The sequence below is a fragment of the Janthinobacterium sp. GW823-FHT06H09 genome, assembly GCF_058794735.1.
This window is the reverse complement of sequence record NZ_JBXAHC010000013.1, coordinates 69213-88119: the sequence shown is the minus strand read 5'-3', so window position 1 is coordinate 88119 and position 18907 is coordinate 69213. Positions and strand designations below refer to the sequence as shown.

At 65.2% G+C, this 18907-nt stretch carries 18 protein-coding genes; 14 read left to right on the top strand and 4 right to left on the bottom strand.

The window, feature by feature from the left end; translation table 11 throughout:
- The first annotated feature begins 101 nt into the window (after positions 1-101).
- Together pnuC and AC1Q6X_RS21590 are read left to right on the top strand one after the other, a co-directional pair.
- The gene (gene pnuC / locus AC1Q6X_RS21595) at positions 102-692 is read left to right on the top strand and encodes a nicotinamide riboside transporter PnuC (protein WP_083287966.1); all 591 of its coding nucleotides are present in this window, start codon (positions 102-104) and stop codon (positions 690-692) included.
- Between the two features lie 331 nt (positions 693-1023).
- The gene (locus tag AC1Q6X_RS21590) at positions 1024-3591 is read left to right on the top strand and encodes a TonB-dependent receptor (protein ID WP_492498364.1); all 2568 of its coding nucleotides are present in this window, start codon (positions 1024-1026) and stop codon (positions 3589-3591) included.
- Between the two features lie 23 nt (positions 3592-3614).
- Here the strand turns inward: AC1Q6X_RS21590 and AC1Q6X_RS21585 are convergent, their stop codons facing one another.
- Positions 3615-4421: a response regulator transcription factor gene (locus AC1Q6X_RS21585; protein ID WP_492498363.1), complete on the bottom strand. Its 807-nt coding sequence runs from the start codon at positions 4419-4421 to the stop codon at positions 3615-3617.
- Positions 4422-4769: 348 nt separating this feature from the next.
- Between AC1Q6X_RS21585 and AC1Q6X_RS21580 the strand changes: the two genes are divergently transcribed.
- The 4 genes from AC1Q6X_RS21580 to AC1Q6X_RS21565 are packed head-to-tail and all read left to right on the top strand — an operon-like array spanning position 4770 to position 9433.
- Positions 4770-5300, top strand: a complete 531-nt coding sequence (locus tag AC1Q6X_RS21580; protein ID WP_492498362.1) for a Csu type fimbrial protein — start codon at positions 4770-4772, stop codon at positions 5298-5300.
- Between the two features lie 12 nt (positions 5301-5312).
- Positions 5313-6041 carry a fimbrial biogenesis chaperone gene (locus AC1Q6X_RS21575; RefSeq protein WP_227742093.1) on the top strand — a complete coding sequence of 243 codons (729 nt, stop codon included), beginning with the start codon at positions 5313-5315 and terminating at the stop codon, positions 6039-6041.
- A gap of 36 nt (positions 6042-6077) precedes the next feature.
- Complete coding sequence (locus AC1Q6X_RS21570; RefSeq protein WP_492498361.1) at positions 6078-8426, top strand: fimbria/pilus outer membrane usher protein; 2349 nt, start codon at positions 6078-6080, stop codon at positions 8424-8426.
- Positions 8426-9433 (top strand): Csu type fimbrial protein, encoded by a 1008-nt coding sequence (locus tag AC1Q6X_RS21565; protein WP_070292382.1) that lies wholly within the window; start codon positions 8426-8428, stop codon positions 9431-9433. The genes AC1Q6X_RS21570 and AC1Q6X_RS21565 overlap by 1 nt, the downstream gene beginning before the upstream one ends.
- Here the strand turns inward: AC1Q6X_RS21565 and AC1Q6X_RS21560 are convergent.
- A complete protein-coding gene (locus AC1Q6X_RS21560) occupies positions 9430-9666 on the bottom strand; it encodes a hypothetical protein (protein WP_139143745.1) in 237 nt (78 codons plus the stop codon). The genes AC1Q6X_RS21565 and AC1Q6X_RS21560 overlap by 4 nt on opposite strands.
- Positions 9667-9910: 244 nt before the next feature.
- Here AC1Q6X_RS21560 and AC1Q6X_RS21555 point away from each other — a divergent pair, with 244 nt between their 5' ends.
- The 3 genes from AC1Q6X_RS21555 to AC1Q6X_RS21545 all read left to right on the top strand — a co-directional run bounded on the left by AC1Q6X_RS21555 (position 9911) and on the right by AC1Q6X_RS21545 (position 12114).
- Positions 9911-10468 carry a winged helix-turn-helix transcriptional regulator gene (locus AC1Q6X_RS21555; protein WP_070312550.1) on the top strand — a complete coding sequence of 186 codons (558 nt, stop codon included), beginning with the start codon at positions 9911-9913 and terminating at the stop codon, positions 10466-10468.
- 155 nt (positions 10469-10623) lie between these two features.
- Positions 10624-11061 (top strand): CHRD domain-containing protein, encoded by a 438-nt coding sequence (locus tag AC1Q6X_RS21550; RefSeq protein WP_492498360.1) that lies wholly within the window; start codon positions 10624-10626, stop codon positions 11059-11061.
- Between the two features lie 99 nt (positions 11062-11160).
- Positions 11161-12114: an AEC family transporter gene (locus AC1Q6X_RS21545; protein WP_492498359.1), complete on the top strand. Its 954-nt coding sequence runs from the start codon at positions 11161-11163 to the stop codon at positions 12112-12114.
- 126 nt (positions 12115-12240) lie between these two features.
- On the opposite strand, the gene AC1Q6X_RS21540 is transcribed toward AC1Q6X_RS21545, so the two are convergent.
- Complete coding sequence (locus AC1Q6X_RS21540; RefSeq protein WP_070312551.1) at positions 12241-12894, bottom strand: FMN-binding negative transcriptional regulator; 654 nt, start codon at positions 12892-12894, stop codon at positions 12241-12243.
- Complete coding sequence (locus tag AC1Q6X_RS21535) at positions 12895-13356, bottom strand: OsmC family protein (RefSeq protein WP_099409234.1); 462 nt, start codon at positions 13354-13356, stop codon at positions 12895-12897.
- Between the two features lie 105 nt (positions 13357-13461).
- Between AC1Q6X_RS21535 and pdxR the strand changes: the two genes are divergently transcribed.
- From pdxR to epsC, 5 genes are all read left to right on the top strand, one after another.
- Positions 13462-14940, top strand: a complete 1479-nt coding sequence (pdxR, locus tag AC1Q6X_RS21530) for a MocR-like pyridoxine biosynthesis transcription factor PdxR (RefSeq protein ID WP_492498358.1) — start codon at positions 13462-13464, stop codon at positions 14938-14940.
- 38 nt (positions 14941-14978) lie between these two features.
- Positions 14979-15542: a DNA-3-methyladenine glycosylase I gene (locus AC1Q6X_RS21525; protein ID WP_070221601.1), complete on the top strand. Its 564-nt coding sequence runs from the start codon at positions 14979-14981 to the stop codon at positions 15540-15542.
- Entirely contained in the window at positions 15542-17173 is a 1632-nt protein-coding gene (gene mnmC1, locus AC1Q6X_RS21520; RefSeq protein ID WP_492498357.1) for an FAD-dependent 5-carboxymethylaminomethyl-2-thiouridine(34) oxidoreductase MnmC1, read from the top strand. Before AC1Q6X_RS21525 ends, mnmC1 begins: the two co-directional genes overlap by 1 nt.
- A 228-nt stretch (positions 17174-17401) precedes the next feature.
- A complete protein-coding gene (locus AC1Q6X_RS21515; RefSeq protein WP_083287303.1) occupies positions 17402-17899 on the top strand; it encodes a rhodanese-like domain-containing protein in 498 nt (165 codons plus the stop codon).
- Positions 17900-17918: 19 nt separating this feature from the next.
- The gene (gene epsC / locus AC1Q6X_RS21510; protein WP_492418278.1) at positions 17919-18905 is read left to right on the top strand and encodes a serine O-acetyltransferase EpsC; all 987 of its coding nucleotides are present in this window, start codon (positions 17919-17921) and stop codon (positions 18903-18905) included.
- Positions 18906-18907: the final 2 nt, after the last annotated feature.

The following is an 18907-nucleotide window of genomic DNA, read 5'->3' as shown; positions in this document are numbered from 1 at the left end:
CCAATTTGCCAGAATGGCCACGAAAGTCAAGCAGTGCATGGCTGGTTGCGGATATCAAATGGGCTATAGTGGCGGCCTGCCTTCATTCTAAGGAAATCCGCTTGACTCCCCCGCTCGAGATCGCCGCCAATGTTTTGATGACTGCCTCCATCATCCTGGCTGGACGCAATAATATCCATTCCTGGTGGATCGGCATGGTCGGCTGCGTGCTGTTCGCCGTACTGTTTTTCCAGGTCAACCTGTACGCCGACGTGATGCTGCAGCTGTTTTTCATCGTCACCTGCGTCATCGGCTGGCTGCAATGGCGGCGCGGCGCCGGCGGCAAGCCCTTGCCGATCACGCGCACGGGCCGGCGCATTCTGGCCTGGGTGGTGCCGGCCGGTATCGCCTCCGTGGCGATCTACGGCATGCTGCTGCACCGCTTCACGAATGCCTACGCGCCCTTCATCGATTCGGCCGTGCTGGTGTTCAGCATCATCGCGCAATTTTTGCTGATGAGCCGGCGCATCGAAACCTGGGCCTTCTGGCTGCTGGTCAACACTGTGGCCGTGCCGCTCTACTACAGCCGCGGTCTGCACCTGACGGCCGTGCTGTATGCGGCCTACTGGGTCAATGCCGTCATTTCCTGGTACTGGTGGAGCGTGCAGGCGCGCCGCGCGGCGGCCGCGCCGCAGGCGATGGCCGACGCCTGATATTGCCAAAGACCAAGTCCTTAGATTCAAATCGTATATACAATCAATTTTTAATTCGTTCACGCCATAAAGACGCCGGGATATAGTGGCCTTTCCCCGCTCACCGGTGTCTTTTATGTTGCGCATTAGTCCTTCTCCCTGTTTTTATGCCGTCCGGCACCAGCTGACCATGCAATGCATGGCGCAGTGGATGCCGGTGCGTGCCCGGCCACGCATCCCCTAAGTCATTCCCATCCGTTTCGTTGTCGTTTGCCCGCTGGCCTACCCGGTCCGCGTGCCCCTGCTCGGCCTTTTTATCGGAAAAAGGCTGCAATCCCAATAAGAGGAAACCATGTTCAAACCACTCGCCATCAGTCTTGCCATCGCCGCCGCATTTCCCGCCGTCTCCACCATCGCCCATGCCGAGGACGACATGTTGCGCGTCAACGTGACCGGATCGAATATCCGCGTCAGCGAAAAAGAGGGTGCCAGCGCCGTGCAGGTCATCACGGCCAAGGAATTGAAAGCCAGCGGCAAGACCAGCGTGTCGGATGTGCTGCGGGCCATCTCCGCCAACAGCGGCAACAGCTACAACGAACAATATACGGGCAGTTTCTCGGCCGGCACCTCGGGCCTGTCGCTGCGCGGCATCGGCCAGAAAAATACCTTGATCCTGGTCAATGGCAAGCGCGTGGCCAGTTATGCGACGGCGCAAAACCTGCAGGAAACCTTTGTCGACCTGAACAGCCTGCCGATGGCGGCCGTGCAGCGCATCGAGGTGCTCAAGGATGGCGCCTCGTCCGTCTACGGTTCCGATGCCGTGGCCGGCGTGGTCAATATCATCCTGTACAAGGAATTCACAGGCACGGACATCACGGCGCAGTGGGGCGGCTCGACCGAAGGCACGGGCCAGCATGAAAAGAGCGCGGCGCTGCAGACGGGTTTCGGCAAGCTCGAGGAAGATGGCTACAGCCTGGTCTTCTCGGTCGATGCGCAGCAGCGCGACAAGCTGCAGCAAAGCGATGTGGCGTGGATGCGTGATGCGGACTTCCGCAACCAGCAGCGGGGCAGCCTGGGCTGGGCCATCACCAACTATGCGGGCACGGACCCGACGAAGACCCTGGGCGGCGTGCGCGGACCATTGCAGCTGGTTAATTATGGCGACATCACGCCCGGCAAGACGGGACAAGTGCTGGCGTATAACCCGTCGCCATATAAAACCCTGATTCCCGGCATCCAGCGCGTGCACACGGCCGCGCGTGCCACTTTCAAACTGAATGCGGATACGGAAGCGTATGTCGACCTGCTGCACAGCTATTCGCGCGCCGACCAGACCTTCAGCGCGCCATTGACGGTGAACAACGCCACGCGCGTGTGGAACAACGCCACCCAGGCGCTCGACACGATTCCCGTCGTGCTGCCCGTGGGCCATCCGAACAATCCGGGTACGACGCCCCTGCCGTTCACGGCCACCCTGTTCGACCTGGGGCCGCGCCTGAAACAGGACAAGGTCACGTTCTACCGCGCACTGGCGGGCGTCAAGGGCACTTTGGCGGGCTGGGACTGGGATGCGGCCGTAGGCCACTCCAGCAGCAAGCTGGAGGAAACCGTGCAGAACTTCGTCAACCGCTACGCATTCCAGCAGGTGCTGGCCGACGGCAGCTATAACTTCTTTGATCAGGCACAAAACAGCGAAGCGGTGCGCAACCGCCTGCGTCTGTCGACCCTGCGTCCGGCCGAATCGACCCTCGACACCGTCGATTTCTCGGCCGCGAAAGACCTGTGGCAGTTGCCGGCCGGCCCGCTGGGCTTTGCCGCCGGCGCGCAGTGGCGCCGCGAAAAGATGGATTCGCAAACCTCGACGGCCGTCTTGTCCGGCACCGAGCTGCGCCCGGCGATCAACATCATCAACGGTTCGCGCAGTGTGTCGGCCCTGTTTGCCGAATTGAACGTCCCGGTGGTGAAAGACCTGTCCGTCAACCTGGCGGGCCGCGCCGACCATTACAGCGATTTCGGCAATGCGTTTTCGCCGAAGGCCAGCGCGCGCTACCAGGCGGCGCCGTGGCTGCTGGTGCGCGGCACCGTGTCGCGCGGCTTCCGCGCGCCGTCGCTGCCGGAAATTACGCAAAGCACGGCCGTCAGCTATGTCAGCGTGCTCGATCCGAAGGACCCCGTCACGCCCACGCAGACGCGCGGCGTGACGGCCATCACCATCGCCAATACGGCGCTGCGTCCGGAGCGCTCGAATAACCTGAACCTGGGCGTGGTGGTATCGCCCACCAGCAGTTCGAGCATCGGCCTCGATTACTACCGCATCAGGCAGGATGGCGTGATCGGCACGGAAAGCGCCACCACCACGCTCGCCAACGAAGCAGCGGCGCCGCAGAAGATCACGCGCGACGCCGATGGCCGCATCACGACCCTGTACCGCCAGTACCGCAACCAGGGCCAGCGCGAAGTGTCCGGCATCGACCTGGACCTGCGCCAGCGCTTCGTCGACAAGGACTGGGGCAAGCTGACCCTGGCCGGCCAGCTGAGCCGCGTGCTGCGCTTTGCCGAACCGCTGTCGGACGGCGCGCCGCTCACCGATGGCGCCGGCACCAATTATTTCGGCTCCATCCCGAAATGGCGCGGCGTCACCTCGGCCACCTGGGAGCAGGGCAAATGGTCGTCCACGCTGACCTGGAATTACGTGGGCGGCTATGCGCAAAATACGCATCTCGATGAATCGGTGGCCGCCTTCAGCACGTTCGACGTGACCACCAGCTGGCAAGTCACGCCGGCGGCGAACGTCACCTTCATCGTGCAAAACCTGGCCAACAAGCGCGCGCCGTGGGATTACTCGGCCTCGGGCTTCGACTATACGCAAGCCGATCCGCGCGGACGCTTCGCGTCGCTCAAGCTGAACTATAAGTTCTAGGGTGCGGGGGGCATGCGTGCCCCTCAGTGCCCGTTCGACACCTGCCGCTGCACCGTCTGCTCCTGCAGGCGCTGGCGGTAGGCGCTGGGTGTGACGCCCATGCGTTCGCGGAAGGCCGTGGCGAAGTTGCCCGCGTTGTGAAAGCCGATCAGGAGGGCGACATCCTGCACGTCGATTTCCGTCTGCTGCAGCAGTTCCACGCCGCGCGCGATGCGCGCTTCGCGGATGAAGGCGAAGACCGTCATGCCCGTCTGCTCGCGGAACATCAGGGTCAGCTTTTCGCGGTAGGTGCCCACGCTGCGGGCGATTTCGGACAGGTTGGGCAGGCTGCCCAGGTTGTCGAGGATCAACTGTTTGACGGCATTGACGAACACGAGGTCCGGATGTTGCTGCCGGTCGCCGACCGGGGTCGCCGCGGGTAATGTGCTGTTGCTTTTACGCATCAATCCCAGGTGGATATGGATGCGCGCGGCCAGTTCTTCCGGCAGGAACGGCTTTGCAATGTAATCGACGCCGCCCACCTGCAAGCCCATGACGCGCTCCTTGGCGGCGTCGGCGCCGCTGAGAAAGATCACGGGAATCTGTTCCGTGTCGGGATTGGCCTTGAGCAAACGGCACGCCGTGTAGCCATCCATCTCGGGCATGCGCACGTCGAGCAGGATCAGGTCGGGATGCGTGGCCAATGCCAGCTGGTAGCCCTGATAGCCATTGAAGGCAATGCTGAAGCGGTAGGGCTGCTCGCTGAGCAGCTCCATCAGCATGCGCTGCTCGAACGCGGAATCGTCCACGATCAAGATGTTTTTTCTGATGGTTTCGCTGGTCAATGGCATGGCATGGATGACTTAACCAAATAGCAAGTTGTGGCTTATTATGCCTCGCTTTTTCTTTTTTTTCTGCTTTTCTCGTATTTCAAAAGATGTTTCTCCGCGAGAAGAAGCGCGGATTTCCTATATCGCCAATAATTCACTCATGCATTGATTTTAAGCAATGTCGATTGCCAAAAAATCTGTTTTGCCAATGCTGCAAACAATGCCGGAGTCCCTCGCTTTCTGACTCTCGGCGCAAGTATGTTGTCGTCCTGGTTTGCGTGCCCCAGAAAACGCCGGCAATACCGTGACTATCCTCGAGCCCTTCATGCCGATGGGCGCATTAATGATGTTCCGTCATCAGGAGGTATCATGTTGCGAGTTATTTTACCCCGCTTCACCGCTGCCGCCAGTGTCGTCCTTGCCGTGACGGCCCTCCTGCCTGGCTACGCCGATGCCGCTGTGTATTTGAACGGCAGCAATACCACGACCTTTGACGTGACCCTGAAAATCATCGCCAACTGCACCATTGCGGCTGCCAATCTCGACTTTGGCCAAAGTCAGGGCGTACTGGCTACTGCCGTGAACGTCAATACGACCGTGAATGTCACCTGCACCAATACCACGCCGTACAACGTGGGCTTGACGGCGGGTACGGGCACGGGCTCAAGCGGCACCACGCGCTATCTGAGCGGCACGGGCGGCAACCTGGGGACGGTGCAATTCAACCTGTTCCAGACGGCCGGCAGCACCTTGTGGGGCGATACGCAGGGCACGAATACCGTCGGCGGCACCGGCAACGGCGCGTCGCAGCCGCTCACGGTGTACGGCAACATTCCGCCGCAGGCGACGCCGGCCCCTGATACCTACAAGTCGACCATCACGGCCACCGTGTACTTTTAAGCCAGGCGCTGCGTGAACGCCGGTTCGATGTCGCTGCTGAAAAGCGTACTGGCGCTGCTGGCCTGCTGCGCCGCCGGCGCGAACGGCGCCAATTTGCAGATTTCGCCGGTGACGCTCAATTTGCGCGCCGCTCAGAATGCCGCGGGTATCAACTTGCAAAATCTCGGCGACCAAGCCATCTACGGGCAGGTGCGGGTGTTCGCCTGGGACCAGCGCGATGGCGAAGAAGTGCTGGCGCCGACGCAGGAGCTGGTGGCCAGTCCGCCGATCGTCGAAATCGCCGCCAACAGCCGGCAGACCATCCGCCTCGTGCGTGCCCAGGCTGGCCCTGTCGCGCAGGAAAAGACGTATCGCGTGCTCATCGATGAAATCAGCCGCGAGGATGATGCGGGTCGCAGTGGCGTCGATATCCGCCTGCGCTATTCGGTGCCCGTTTTCGTGCTGCCGGCCGCTGCGCCTGGCAAGGAAGTGCTCGACTGGCAAGTCTTCCGCGAGCGGGGCGAGTGGATGTTGCGTATCAAGAACAGCGGCAATGTCCATGCGCAGATCGGGGCGATGACGTTGACGAACCAGGCGGGCAAGGAGTTTGCCGTCAGCAAGGGGCTGTTTGGTTATGTCCTGGCCGAACGCATGCGCGTATGGCGCCTGCCCGTCGCCAGGGAGGCCGAACTGGATGGGCCGTTGAGTATTGCGGTCAATGTGAATGCGAAGGCGCTCATTGCCAAGAATTCGACACCTTGAACATGGCCGCCATGGCGGGCGCGACCGGCGTGAAGCATGAAACGCGCGCTGGCAGCGTTGCTGTTGCTGGTCATGGCGCCGCTGGCCAGGGCCGATGGCGCGGCGGCCGTGACGGGCGCCGATCCGGGGCCGGCCAGCTTGCCCACCGATCCGGCGGCGCCGAATGAACTGTATCTGGAGGTAAGTGTGAATGCTGTTTCAACCGGGCTGATCTTGCGTTTTACCCAGGTGGGCAAAACCTTGCGCAGCAGTGTGGCGAACTTGCAGCAGCTGGGGCTGGACCCGGCGCGCGTGGTCGCGCCCGGTCAGACCGAGGTGGCGCTCGATGCGGTTCCGGGACTCAGCTATGAATATGATGCGGCGCGCCAGAGCGTGTCGCTGCAGGTGACGGACGACTTGCGCGCGCCGTACCGCATCGATGCGCGCCTGGCGCCGCAGACGCCGCCGTCGCGCGTCACGCCCGGCGCCGTGCTCGATTACGAAGCCTATGCGGAACTGGGCCGGACACGGCGCGCGGCCATCTTCAACGACTTGCGCTATTTCAATGACAGCGGCGTGTTCAGCCATACCGGTACCGTGAACCTGGGGGGAGACCAGCGCAAGTACATGCGCTTTGACACCTTCTGGAGCCATGCCGACCCCGAGACCCTGCAAACGTGGCAAGTGGGCGACCTGATCTCCTCATCGCTCAGCTGGAGCCGCGCCGTGCGCGTGGGCGGCGTGCAGTGGCGCAAGAACTTCCAGCTGCGCCCGGACCTGCTGACCTTTCCCGTCGCCTCCGTCGATGGCACGGCGCTCGTGCCTTCGTCGCTGAGCCTGTATGTGAATGGCGTGCAGCAATATGCTGCCAGCGTGCCCAGCGGTCCGTTCGTGCTGAACCAGGTGGCCGGCATCAATGGCGCGGGGCAAGCCACCCTCATCACGCGCGATGCCCTGGGGCGCAGCGTGACGACCGTGCTGCCCCTGTATGTCGACACGCGCATGCTGGCCAGCGGCTTGAGCGATTACTCGGTCGAGGCGGGCGCCGTGCGGCGCGACTATGGCCGCCGCCTGTTCGGCTACGAGCGGCAACTGCTTGCCAGCGCTTCCGGCCGCCATGGCGTCAGCGACAGCTTCACCATCGAAGGCCATGCGGAACTGGCTGCCGGCCTGTACCAGGCGGGGGCGGGCGCGCTGGTGCGGCTGGGCCAGGCGGGCGTGCTCAGCGGCTCGCTGTCGGCCAGCGCCGGCCGCAGCCGTGGTGCGCAGCTGGGCGCCGGGTACCAATATGTGGGGCCAAGCTTCAGCGTCGATGCGTACAGCGTGCGCGCCAGCGCCGGGTTTGGCGACCTCGCTTCGCGTGATGGCAGCCCCGTGGTGCGCGCGGCGGACCGCGTCACCGTGAGCCTGCCTTTGCCGGCGGGAAGCAGTATCAGCAGCAGTTATATCGGCTACCGCACGCCCGGCGCACCGTCATCGAAGCTGGCCACCTTGGGCTATTCGGCGACCCTGTTTCACGGCCTGTTCCTGAACGCCAGCCTGTTCCAGGATTTGCGGCAACGCGAGAAGCGGGGCTTTTATGTCGGCTTGAGCATGGCCTTCGACAACAATCTGGCCATCAGCACGAGCGGCAGCCGGCAAAACGGCGAGAGCGGCCGCAGCGTCAGCGCGCAGCGCGCGGCGGACTTTGGCGGCGGTGTCGGCTGGAACTTGCAGGCTGGCACGGTGGGCCGCAATGCCTATCGGCAAGCGCAAGTGGAATACCTGGGCAATAACGGCCGCGTGAATGCGCGCACGCAAAGCGGCGGCATGGGCAATGCCTCCTCGCTGGGCGCGGCCGGCGCGCTGGTGCTGATGGATGGGCATGTCGAGGCGGCGCGCCAGGTGGGCAGCGGTTTTGCGCTGGTGTCCACTGGCGGTGTGGGCAATATTCCCGTGCTGCATGAAAACCGCCAGATCGGCGTGACGGACAGGGGCGGCTATCTGCTGGTACCGAATTTGAATCCTTATGGCAATAACCAGATCAGCATCGCCACGGATGAGCTCGACGTTGACGCGCGCGTGCCCGTGACCAATATGAATGTCGTGCCGCAACAGCTGGCGGGCGTGCTGGCCGCCTTTCCCGTCGAACGCTACAGCGCCGCCACCGTCATCATGCAAGGCGCCGACGGCAAGCCGCTGGCCACGGGCTTGCCCGTGCTGCATGTGCAAAGCGGCAAGCAGACGGTCATGGGATTTGACGGCATGGTGTTCGTTGACGATCTGCTCGAGCAGAATCAGCTGCAAGTCGGCGAGGGCGACAGCGCGTGCACGGTAGGTTTTGCCTATGTGCGTCCTGCCGCGGGCGGCTTGCCCGTGATCGGGCCGCTGCGCTGCGCTGCCGCCGGCGCCGGGGGAGGCCGCTGATGCGCCGCCTGCTGCCATGTCTGACCCTGCTGCTGGGATGCGCCTGGGGCGGCGCGGCGCAGGCGGCCGATACCTGCACGGTGAGCATGACGAATATCGATTTCGGCGCCGTCAGCCCGATTTCCGGCAGCGATTACGTGGCGCAGGCAACGGGCACCTTCAGCTGCCTGTTTTCGTCGCTGAACCTGGGGCAGTTGCTCACGCCCAACGCACAAGTGTGCATCTCGCTGGGGCTGGGCACGAATTCCACCTCGGCCCTGCCGCGCAAGCTGGGCAATGGCAGCAACCGCATGGAGTACAACGTGTACGTGGACAATTCGTATGCCACGGCGAAGATCTGGGGCGGCGCCGGCGTGGCGGGCGCGCCGTCGACCTTCGGCATCATTTTGTCGGCCGGCTTGCTGGCCCCGCCCGGCACGTATTCCACCACCTTTACCGTGTATGCCAGGATCCCCGCTGGCACGGCCCTGGCCGCCGTGCCCACGGCCGCCAACGCCAATACGGTGTACACGTCGAGCTTTGCCGGCCAGGGCACCTACACCTACACCACGTATGGCCTCGTCAACCTGTTTGGCTGCACGGCCAGCAGCGGCAGCTTCGGTTTCGCGGTCAATGCCACGGCCGTCAACGACTGCACCATCGCGGCCAGTCCGATGGCATTCGCGAACGCTTCCATCCTGACGGGCAACTTGCGCAGCACCAGTACCTTGTCCGTGCGCTGCGTGAACAACAATGCCTACCAGATTGCCCTGAACGGCGGCAGCGTGGCGGCCAACGTGGCGAACCGGCAAATGAAAAACATTGTAACGACGGACAAGGTCAGCTACCTGCTGTCGTCGACGCTCGATGGCCCGCTCTGGGGCGATGGCACGTCAGGCACCAGCATGGTGACAGGCACGGGTACGGGCGCCAGCGTGCCGCTGACGATTTACGGCCGCGTGCCGGCGCAGGTGTCGCCGCGCCCCGGCGACTACAAGGACACGGTGACGGCAACGATCTATTTTTAGAACGTGACGGTGATGAGGCCGGTGTCCGATGGCGTCGCCTGCTGTTGCAGCAGATAGGGCGTGTTGTACTGGCAGCGCACCTGGGTGCTACCGCGCTGCGAGACGACGGTGCACGCTTCGTGGACGACGAAGGTGGCCTGGAACGATGCGGAGGAAACGGTGGCGGCGGCGGTGGTCTGGCAGAGGGAGAGGGCGAGCAACATTGGCAGGGAGGCAAATTTCAAAGAAGTCATCGTAAGCGTATCAGGTGAAAAACGGACGGGAAACAACATTCTCTGACGCCGTTTCGCACACCGGGACGGGAGAAGCTGGACTAAGCATGATTGTACTGGAGCAAGAAAAGTGTGATTTTTCGCGTATTTTCAAGCCCTCCACGGGGCGGGAGACCGCTTGCAAAGCGATAGTAACTAAGTTTCCGTGTGGCAACCGTAGGATTTTTTTTTAATTGTTGTGTTGGATCAACGTGAGGAGACGGTCATGAAACATACCAACTTTAATAATTTGCCTTGCCCCATTGCGCGCAGCCTGGGCAAGGTCGGCGAATGGTGGAGCATCCTCATCCTGCGCGAAGCGTTTTATGGCAAGACGCGCTTCGACGAATTTGAAAAAAGCCTCAAGATCGCGCCCACTATCCTGACGCGCCGCCTGGCCGACTTGGTGGAAGGGGGCTTGATGACGCGCCGCCTGTATTGCGCCAAGCCGCCCCGCTACGACTATGTGCTGACCAAGTCCGGCCGCGCCTTCAAGCCCGTCTTGCTGGCGTTTATCGCCTGGGGCAATGAAAACTTCGCGCCCGAAGGCGCCAGTCTCGTCATCGCCAGCCGCGACACGGGCCTGGCCGCCGATCCGGTGCTGGTCGACGCCACGACGGGCTTGCCCATCAATGATGAGTATTACGCGTTCGCGCCAGGGCCTGCCGCCAGCGACAGCATGCGCAGCATCATCCTCGATGCGGAAAAGAGCAGCGGCATCGCGCCCAAGCCGAAGGCGCCAGCAGCCAATCGGGGCTGGGTGGCGGAAGGGCATCTGGTCTGAGGCCGGGTGGCGGGCGCGCGCCAAGTTTGTCGCAAAGCAAGACGGACTGCACGGCATGGCGTTACTGTCGCACCATGCAACTCAAGTGCGGCGCAGACCCGGCTGTGCGGGCATGGCGCCATCCGTGATCCGATGTCCGTTGAAGGAGTACTGCGATGACCACATTGCCGCAACACCTACGCCGCGCCGCCACTGTGCTGGCGCTGGCCGCCCTGCTGGGCGCCTGTTCCCATGGCCCGCATCACCCGGGCGGCCATGACGTCACCCTGACGGGCGCGCAGGAAGTGCCGGCCAATACCAGCATGGCCACCGGCAGCAGCAATATCCGCATCGCGCACGACCGCAGCGTCAGCGGGGGCGTGCGCTACGCGGGCATGGTGGCCACCGTCGCGCATATCCATGAAGCGCCGGCGGGCGTCAACGGCCCCGTCATCGTGCCGCTGGTGAAAACCGCCGAAGGCATGTTTGCCGTGCCGCCGAACACCATGCTGACGCCGCCCCAGTATGCGAGCTACCAGGCCGGCAACCTGTATGTGAACGTGCACAGCGCGGCCTACCCGGCCGGCGAGATCCGCGCCCAGCTCAAGCCATAGCTTGCCCCCGGCGTTTTTTCCGAAACCTCCTTGGGCCGCGCGAGCGGCCTTTTTTTGCGCCAGCCGGCCGGCCAGTGCGGCGCGCTACAATGGCGTTTCATGCTGACCATTCTTGCCATCACCTTTCCCTTCTTCGCCCTGGTGCTGTGCGGCTATCTGGCCGTGCGGCGCACGCTGCTGCCGCTGGCCGCCATCGGCGGCTTGAACAGTTTTGTCCTGTACTTCGCGCTGCCGTGCATGCTGTACCGCTTCGGCGCCGCCACGCCCGTCGCGCAACTGCTCGACGCCAGCGTGTTCGGCGTCTATCTGCTGTGCGCCCTGATCATGGTGGGTGTCACCACGGCCATGACCCTGAGCCACCGCATCGACTGGAACAATGCTGCCTTCGGCGCGCTGGTGGCGGCCTTCCCGAACACGGGCTTCATGGGCGTGCCCCTGCTATTGACCTTGCTCGGACCCCGTTCCTCGGGCCCCGTCATCGTCACCATCGTCGTCGACATGCTCATTACCAGCTCGCTGTGCATCGCCCTGTCGCGCATCGGCAGCGGCGGCGCGCACGGCAGCCGCGCCGCCGTCGTCAACGCCATGAAGGGCATGGCGGGCAACCCGATGCCGTGGGCGATCGTGCTCGGTGCCCTGTCGTCGTGGCTGGAACTGGCCTTGCCCAAGCCTTTGACGCAGACGGTGGGCCTGCTGGCCGATGCCGCCTCTCCCGTTGCCCTGTTTACCATCGGCGCCGTGCTGGCCCGTTCGCAGATGAGCACGAGCGACCCGGCGCCGCTGGGAGAATATGTGCCCGTGGCGCTGAAAAAACTGCTGCTGCATCCGCTGCTGGTGTGGGGCATCGGCCACGCGGCCATCGCGCTCGGTGCGCCGCTCGATCCGTTCGCGCTGACCTGCATGGTGCTGGTGGCCTGCCTGCCCAGCGCCAGCAACGTCGCGCTGCTGTCGGAACGCTTCGGCGCGAACACGGCGCGCATCGCCCGCATCATTTTAGTGTCGACGGCGCTGTCGTTTTTGACGTTTTCGGCCGCCGTCAGCTGGCTGGCGTGAGGGGACAGTCAACGTCACGGGGCGCGCCCCGCGCCTTGCGCATCATCGGTCGCACAGCGTCGACGCGCATTGCCCGCATCATCCTCGTCTCGACGGCGCTGTCGTTTTTGACGTTTTCGGCGGCCGTCAGCTGGCTGGCGTGACGTTGGCGGCGATCAGCGCGCCCAGCGCCTGCGCCGGGCCGGGGTGATGATCGAGCGCCAGGCCGTGCGCCATGCTGGCCTGGTCCTGCATGCTGCGGTTCTGGCCCAGCTTCCATTTTCCTTCCAGGCGCGTGAGGGGAATCTCGATGCCGACGATGGCTTTCAATAGCTTGTCGATATAGCCGGCCGGCGCGTCGCCCACCTTCCACGGCGCGGCTTGATCCGCCTCGTGGCGCGCCGTCAGCCGCTCCACCAATCCCAGCAGCCACGCCGCGTCGTCGATGGCGCGCAGGGGGCCGTGCGCATGCACCACCGCATAGTTAAAGGTGGGGACTTCCTTGCCGCTGCGCTGCTTTTCCGCATACCAGGCGGGCGTGATGTAGGCGTGCGGCCCCTGGAAGATCACCAGTGCGTCGTCGCTCCCGCCGGCGGCGCGCCACAGCGGGTTGGCGCGCGCCACGTGGGCGCGCAGGATGCCGAATGGCGCATCAAGCGTGGGCGCGGCGATCTCGAACGGCAGATGGTCGGCGCACAAGCCATCGGCGCCGTGGCGCACGAGCGCGCCCAGCGGGTGACTGTCGATCAGGCCATGCAGCACGTCGAGGCGCTCTTCGCGGAAGGTGGAGGGCGTGTACATTTAACAGGCTCCTTGTACGACGACGTCGGCCGTCAGCGAATTGGCGATGTAGCAGCGTTCGTGCGCATCGTGGTGCAGGGCGGCCAAGGCATCTGGCGTGGGCGGCGTTCCCGCGAAGGCGATGCGCGGACGCAGCACGATGCGCGTCATGGCCAGGCGGCCTTGTGCATTCTTGCCCAGTTCGCCGACGGCATCGTCGCGGTAATCGTCGATGACGTAGCCGCGCTGGGCCGCCAGCGACAGGAAGAACAGCATGTGGCAGCTCGACGTGGCGGCCACCAGCGCCTCTTCCGGGTCGATGTTTTCCGCCACCGACATCGGCAGCGGCACGGACAGGGGCGACGACGAGGCGGGTACCGTCAGGCCGCCGTCGAACTGCCATTCATGGCCGCGGCTGTAGCGCTGGCCGGCGAAATCCTGGCCGTCGCGCTGCCAGGCCAAGGTGGCGAAAAACTGATGCATGGGTACTCCGCAAAAGTAGAGGGATACGCCATCTTAGCGCCAGTCTTGGCTATTTAAAACAGCCAATAAGTGCTATCTTGAAGATACCAATTCGAGAGCCACACTATGCCAGCTTCCCACCTGAACCAGCTTATCGCCGCCTTGCCGCTGCAGCGCGGCGCCAGCGAACCGCTGTTCCGCCAGCTGTACGCGGCCATCAAGGCGGCCGTCCTCGACGGGCGCATGAGCCCCGGCATGCAGCTGCCGCCCACGCGCGATTTTTGCCGCCTGCTGGCTGTGTCGCGCCAGACGGTGCTCAATGCGTATGCGCTGCTGACGGCGGAAGGCTACCTCGATGGCGCCGTCGGGCGCGGCACCTTTGTCAGCCGCGAGGTGCCGCTGCCTGTGCCGCCGGCAGCTGCGCCCGGCCTGCTGCGGCCCCTGTCGGCGCGCGGGCAGGGCGTGGTGACGGCCATGCGCCAGGTGGCATTCCACCGGGGGCCGCTGCGCGCCTTCCGCGTCGGCATGCCGCGCATCGACCATTTTCCATTTGACGTGTGGAACCGCCTGGAAGCGCGGCGCTGGCGCCGTCCCGACCACCAGTTCGGCTACGGCGACCCGGCCGGCTACCTGCCGCTGCGCGAACTGCTGTGCGTGTACCTGAAGGCGTCGCGCGGCGTCCAGTGCACGCCGCAGCAAATCGTCATCACGTCCGGCTCGCAGCAGGCGCTGTTTTTGCTGTCGACCATCCTGCTGGCGCCCGGCGACGCCGCCTGGATGGAGTCGCCCGGCTACCGGGGCGCCAGCGGCCCGCTGCGCGCGGCCGGCGCGCGCGTCTTCCCTGTTCCCGTCGACGCGCAGGGGCTGGACGTGGCCTACGGCGTGGCGCACTGCCCGCAGGCGAAGCTGGCCTACGTGACGCCGTCGCATCAGATGCCGCTGGGCGTGAGCATGAGTTTGCCCCGCCGCCTGGCCCTGCTGGCCTGGGCCGCGCACAATAAAGCCTGGCTGGTGGAAGACGATTACGACAGCGAATACCGCTACACGGGCGCGCCGCTGGCGTCGCTGCAAAGCCTGGACCGGGCCGGCTGCGTGGTCTACGTGGGCACCCTGTCGAAGGTGTTGTTCCCCGGCCTGCGCCTCGGTTACATGGTGGCGCCGCCCGCGCTGGCCGAGGCGCTGGTGCAGGCCAAGGCCGTGATGGACCGGCACACGGCCATCGTGCCGCAGATGGCGCTGGCCGACTTCATCGCCGAAGGCCACTTTGGCCGGCATATCCGCCGCACGCGCGACAGCAATGCCGAACGGCGCGACCTGCTGGTGCGCGGTCTGGCGCACGAGCTGGGCGACCAGCTCGCGTGCGGCCCGGCCGACAGCGGCCTGGAACTGTGCGCGTATTTTCGCGGCGATCACGATGAGGAAGCGGTGTCGCGCGCGGGCCTGGCGCGGGGCATCGAACTGCGCCCGCTGGGACACTATGCCGACCCGGCGGCGGGGCCCGAATGCGCCACGCCGCCCGGGCTGCTGCTGGGCTTTGCGGCCATTCCCCCGGCCGAGATGGCGCACGGCTTGCAGGAGCTGGGGCGCATCCTGCGCGGCCGATAAACTATACTGGCGGTTGCCCGCACATGAAGAACCCGACCATGACCACCATCCGCTGCTCCTGGGCCAATCCGGCCAATCCCCGCTACCTTGCGTATCACGACACGGAATGGGGCGTGCCTTGCCACGACGAGCGCCGGCTGTTCGAGATGCTGAACCTGGAAGGCGCGCAGGCTGGCCTGAGCTGGGAAACCATCCTCAACAAGCGCGACACCTACCGCGCCGCTTTTGATAACTGGGATGCGGAAAAGATCGCCGCATATGGCCCGGACAAGGTGGCGCAGCTGCTGGCGGACCCTGGCATCGTGCGCAACCGCCTGAAGGTGGCGGCCGCCATCACGAATGCCCAAGCCTATTTGCGCCTGCGCGCGGAAGGGCAGACCCTGGACAGCTTTTTGTGGGCGTATGTCGACGGCCAGCCCATCGTCAACAGCTGGCAGCCGGGCGAGTTTCCCGCCAAGACGGCCCTGTCCGACAAACTGTCGAAAGACTTGCTCAAGCGTGGCTTCAAGTTCGTCGGCTCGACCATCATCTACGCCTACATGCAGGGCATCGGCATGGTCAACGACCACGCGCCCGCCTGCTTTTGCCGCGCGGGGCGCTGATGCGCCGCGCCCTGGTCCTGCTCGACACGGATTTTGACGCTGCCCGCCTGCGCGCCGCCTGCGCCGCGCATGGCGGTCGCCGCCTGCATTACATCGCGCTGGCGCCGCGTCCTGTCGATGCGCATCACTTGCCCGACGAGTGGCGCGCACAGTGGCCGCCCTGCGTGCCGGGTCTGCACCGCATGGTGTCGCACGATGGCCTCGTCACACTCGATGTGCTGATCGGCGAGCCCGATGCCTGTCTGGCGCAATTGTCGGCGCGTGTCGATGAAGTGCATCTGGCCTGGGTGCCGGCGGCCACGCCGGTGCTGGCGCGCCTGATGGCCGATGGCGCGCACTTGCAAGCCGTGCACCTGGACGAGGCGCAGCGCACGGCGCTGCAAAAGCATGGCTTTGTTTTTGACGAGAGCCGTTTGCGCGCCGTGTTTTATGCGCGGCGCGACGAGTACGCGGCCGTTGCCGCGCCCGAGCGGTGCGCCGTCGTCATCGGCGCGGGCGTGGCCGGCGCGGCCGCCTGCGAACGGCTGGCCGCGCGCGGCTGGAAGGTGACCTTGATCGAACGCCACGCGCAGCCTGCGAGCGAAGCGTCGGGCAACCTGGCCGGCATCTTCATGCCGCTGATGTCAAAGGACGACAATATCGCCACGCGCCTGGTGCGCGCCGCCTTTCTGTACTCGCTGAAGCGCTGGAAAGACCTGGGCGGTATCGGCGCCGCCATCGAGGGTGCGCAAAGCGGCGTGCTGCACCTGGCGCGCGACGGGGCGCATGCGCAGGTGCAGCGGCAGATCGCCGCCAGCGGCCTGTATCCGCGTGAATTCGCCCGCTGGCTGGAAGCGCCTGAGGCAACCGCCATGCTGGGCGCGCCGGCGCCCGATGGCGCCTGGTGGTTCGAGCAGGGCGGCTGGGCGCGCCCGTCTTCCGTCTGCGCGGCCATGCTGGACGCCTGCGGCGCCTTGCTCACGCGGCGCTTTTTCAGCAGCGCCCTGCGCCTGGAACGTGGCGACGGCGAATGGCTGGTGCGCGATGCGGACGGTGCCCTGATCGCGGCGGCACCCACCGTCATCCTGGCGGCGGGCACGGGCGCCGTGGATTTCGAACAGGCGGCCGGCTTGCCGCTGGACGCCGTGCGCGGCCAGGTCACGCACCTGGCCGAAGGCAGCTTGCCGTCGCTGCCGTTCGTCGTCTGCCGCGAAGCCTACGTGACGCCGGCGTACCAGGGCGTCGTGTGCGTGGGCGCCAGCTACGATGCGGACGCGGACCCCGGCTTGCGCCCATCGAACCAGGAAGACAATATCGCGAAGATCGCCGACATCCTGGACGTGGCCCCGTTCGAGGCGCCGCTGGCCGGGCGCACGGGCTTTCGCTGCATGGCAGCGGACCGCCTGCCGCTGGCGGGCGCCTTGCCCGACCCCGGCATACCGGGCCGCTGCGAGCGCCTGCGCGACGTGCCGCGCTGGCCCGGCCTGTTCGGCTTGCTCGGTTATGCCTCGCGCGGCCTGATCTGGGCACCGCTGGCGGCCGAGCTGCTGGCTTGCCAGCTGGAGGGGGAGCCGTTGCCGCTGGAGAGTCAATTGGCCGCCGCCCTGGATCCTGCCCGTTTCTTGCTGCGCGAGCGCCGCCGCGCTGGTTGAGCGTTGGCGCAGGGCAGGCGAGGGCTGGGGTCAGACCCCCAACACAGCTGACGCAAAGCCTGGCGCCAACGCGCGTGAGGGTCTGACCCCATACGCGGACGCTCCGCGCGTAGTCCCCATATCTGTTTTTCAGCTTTCCAAACTCTTTTTAATTTGTTTTCCGAACAACATAAGTTCGCTACAGTGGACTCGTGCTGGTTTTTGACGACGGAATAAAGAGGTGGACAGATGGCTGCTGCAGAACTGATTTTCGATCCCCGCGCCGCGCACGGCGAGGCGGCGTTTGATGAAGTACTCCATCTCGCGCGCAGCCAGGCGCAGGCGCAGGGTTTGCCGTATGCGGGCATCGTCAGCGCGCAGGATGCGTGGCAACTGGTGCAGGCCGGCAAAGCCGTGCTGGTCGACGTGCGCACCAACGAAGAACGCACTTTTGTCGGCTACGTGCCCGCCTCGCTGCACGTGGCGTGGGCCACCGGCACGGCCATGAACCGCAATCCCCGTTTTACCCGCGAGCTCGAAGCGAAGGTGGGCGGCAAGGATGCCGTCGTGGTGCTGCTGTGCCGCAGCGGCAAGCGCTCGGCCGCGGCGGCCGAAGCGGCGGCCAAGGCGGGTTTTACGCACGTCTTCAATATCGCGCAAGGCTTCGAGGGCGACCTCGACGCACAGCAGCAGCGTGGCCACAGCGGCGGCTGGCGCTGGCATGCGCTGCCGTGGCTGCAAGATTAACCCGCTTCCCGGGACCACCATGAACCAGCGAGCCATTCCCCCCGTCTCCCTTGCCGCGCAGCCGCAATGGGAGCTGCACCAGATCGTCGGCGAGTTGCGCGCCGTGCGCGCGCAGTGGCGCGAAGGATTGGCCGGCAGCCAGGAATGCGGTGCGCGCGAATTCCCGTCGCGCCAGCATTTGCACGACATCATCAAAGCCCTGTGCGCGGCCCTGTTTCCCATGCGCCTGGGTCCCCTCGACCTGCAGCAGGAGAGCGAGGATTTCTTTGTCGGCCACACGCTCGACACGACGCTCACGGGCTTGCACGAACAGGTGCGGCGCGAACTCAGTTACCACGCGCGCCAGCACGGCTTGCAGCAGACGGTGTCCATCGAACAGCAGGCGCTGGCCATCGTGCAGCGCTTCGCCCGCGCGCTGCCGCGCATCCGCGCCCGGCTCGACACGGACGTGGCGGCCGCCTTCCATGGCGACCCGGCCGCGCACAGCGTCGACGAAGTGCTGCTGTGCTATCCGGGCATCCTGGCCATCATCCATTACCGCCTGGCGCATACCTTGTATGCGCTCGGCGCGCCGCTGGTGGCGCGCATCATCGCCGAAGTGGCCCATTCGCAGACGGGCATCGACATCCACCCGGGCGCCATCATCGGCAGCAGCTTTTTCATCGACCATGGCACGGGCGTGGTGATCGGCGAGACGGCCATCATCGGCGAGCGCGTGCGTATTTATCAAGCCGTCACCCTGGGCGCCAAGCGCTTTCCAGCCGGCTTTGATGGCGTGTTGAAAAAGGGACTGGCGCGCCATCCCATCGTGCAGGACGACGTGGTCATCTATGCGGGCGCGACGATCCTGGGACGGGTGACCATCGGCCAGGGCTCCGTCATCGGCGGCAATGTCTGGCTCACCCGCAGCGTGGCGCCCGGCAGCCATGTCACGCAAGCGCACAACCAGCAGGAGGCCCCGGAGTCGCCGGCGCCATCCCACCCCGCCTTTGCCCACCACCCATGAGG

What these genes read in the sequence shown, in the direction of transcription:
- mnmC1 (WP_492498357.1), top strand. Translation starts at nt 15,542, where the DNA reads ATGCGCCGCGCCCTGGTCCTGCTCGACACGGATTTTGACGCTGCCCGC.
- AC1Q6X_RS21515 (WP_083287303.1), top strand. Translation starts at nt 17,402, where the DNA reads ATGGCTGCTGCAGAACTGATTTTCGATCCCCGCGCCGCGCACGGCGAG.
- AC1Q6X_RS21565 (WP_070292382.1), top strand. Translation starts at nt 8,426, where the DNA reads ATGCGCCGCCTGCTGCCATGTCTGACCCTGCTGCTGGGATGCGCCTGG.
- AC1Q6X_RS21560 (WP_139143745.1), bottom strand. Translation starts at nt 9,666, where the DNA reads ATGACTTCTTTGAAATTTGCCTCCCTGCCAATGTTGCTCGCCCTCTCC.
- AC1Q6X_RS21580 (WP_492498362.1), top strand. Translation starts at nt 4,770, where the DNA reads ATGTTGCGAGTTATTTTACCCCGCTTCACCGCTGCCGCCAGTGTCGTC.
- epsC (WP_492418278.1), top strand. Translation starts at nt 17,919, where the DNA reads ATGAACCAGCGAGCCATTCCCCCCGTCTCCCTTGCCGCGCAGCCGCAA.
- AC1Q6X_RS21590 (WP_492498364.1), top strand. Translation starts at nt 1,024, where the DNA reads ATGTTCAAACCACTCGCCATCAGTCTTGCCATCGCCGCCGCATTTCCC.
- AC1Q6X_RS21545 (WP_492498359.1), top strand. Translation starts at nt 11,161, where the DNA reads ATGCTGACCATTCTTGCCATCACCTTTCCCTTCTTCGCCCTGGTGCTG.
- AC1Q6X_RS21525 (WP_070221601.1), top strand. Translation starts at nt 14,979, where the DNA reads ATGACCACCATCCGCTGCTCCTGGGCCAATCCGGCCAATCCCCGCTAC.
- AC1Q6X_RS21555 (WP_070312550.1), top strand. Translation starts at nt 9,911, where the DNA reads ATGAAACATACCAACTTTAATAATTTGCCTTGCCCCATTGCGCGCAGC.
- AC1Q6X_RS21540 (WP_070312551.1), bottom strand. Translation starts at nt 12,894, where the DNA reads ATGTACACGCCCTCCACCTTCCGCGAAGAGCGCCTCGACGTGCTGCAT.
- AC1Q6X_RS21550 (WP_492498360.1), top strand. Translation starts at nt 10,624, where the DNA reads ATGACCACATTGCCGCAACACCTACGCCGCGCCGCCACTGTGCTGGCG.
- AC1Q6X_RS21535 (WP_099409234.1), bottom strand. Translation starts at nt 13,356, where the DNA reads ATGCATCAGTTTTTCGCCACCTTGGCCTGGCAGCGCGACGGCCAGGAT.
- AC1Q6X_RS21585 (WP_492498363.1), bottom strand. Translation starts at nt 4,421, where the DNA reads ATGCCATTGACCAGCGAAACCATCAGAAAAAACATCTTGATCGTGGAC.
- AC1Q6X_RS21570 (WP_492498361.1), top strand. Translation starts at nt 6,078, where the DNA reads ATGAAACGCGCGCTGGCAGCGTTGCTGTTGCTGGTCATGGCGCCGCTG.
- pdxR (WP_492498358.1), top strand. Translation starts at nt 13,462, where the DNA reads ATGCCAGCTTCCCACCTGAACCAGCTTATCGCCGCCTTGCCGCTGCAG.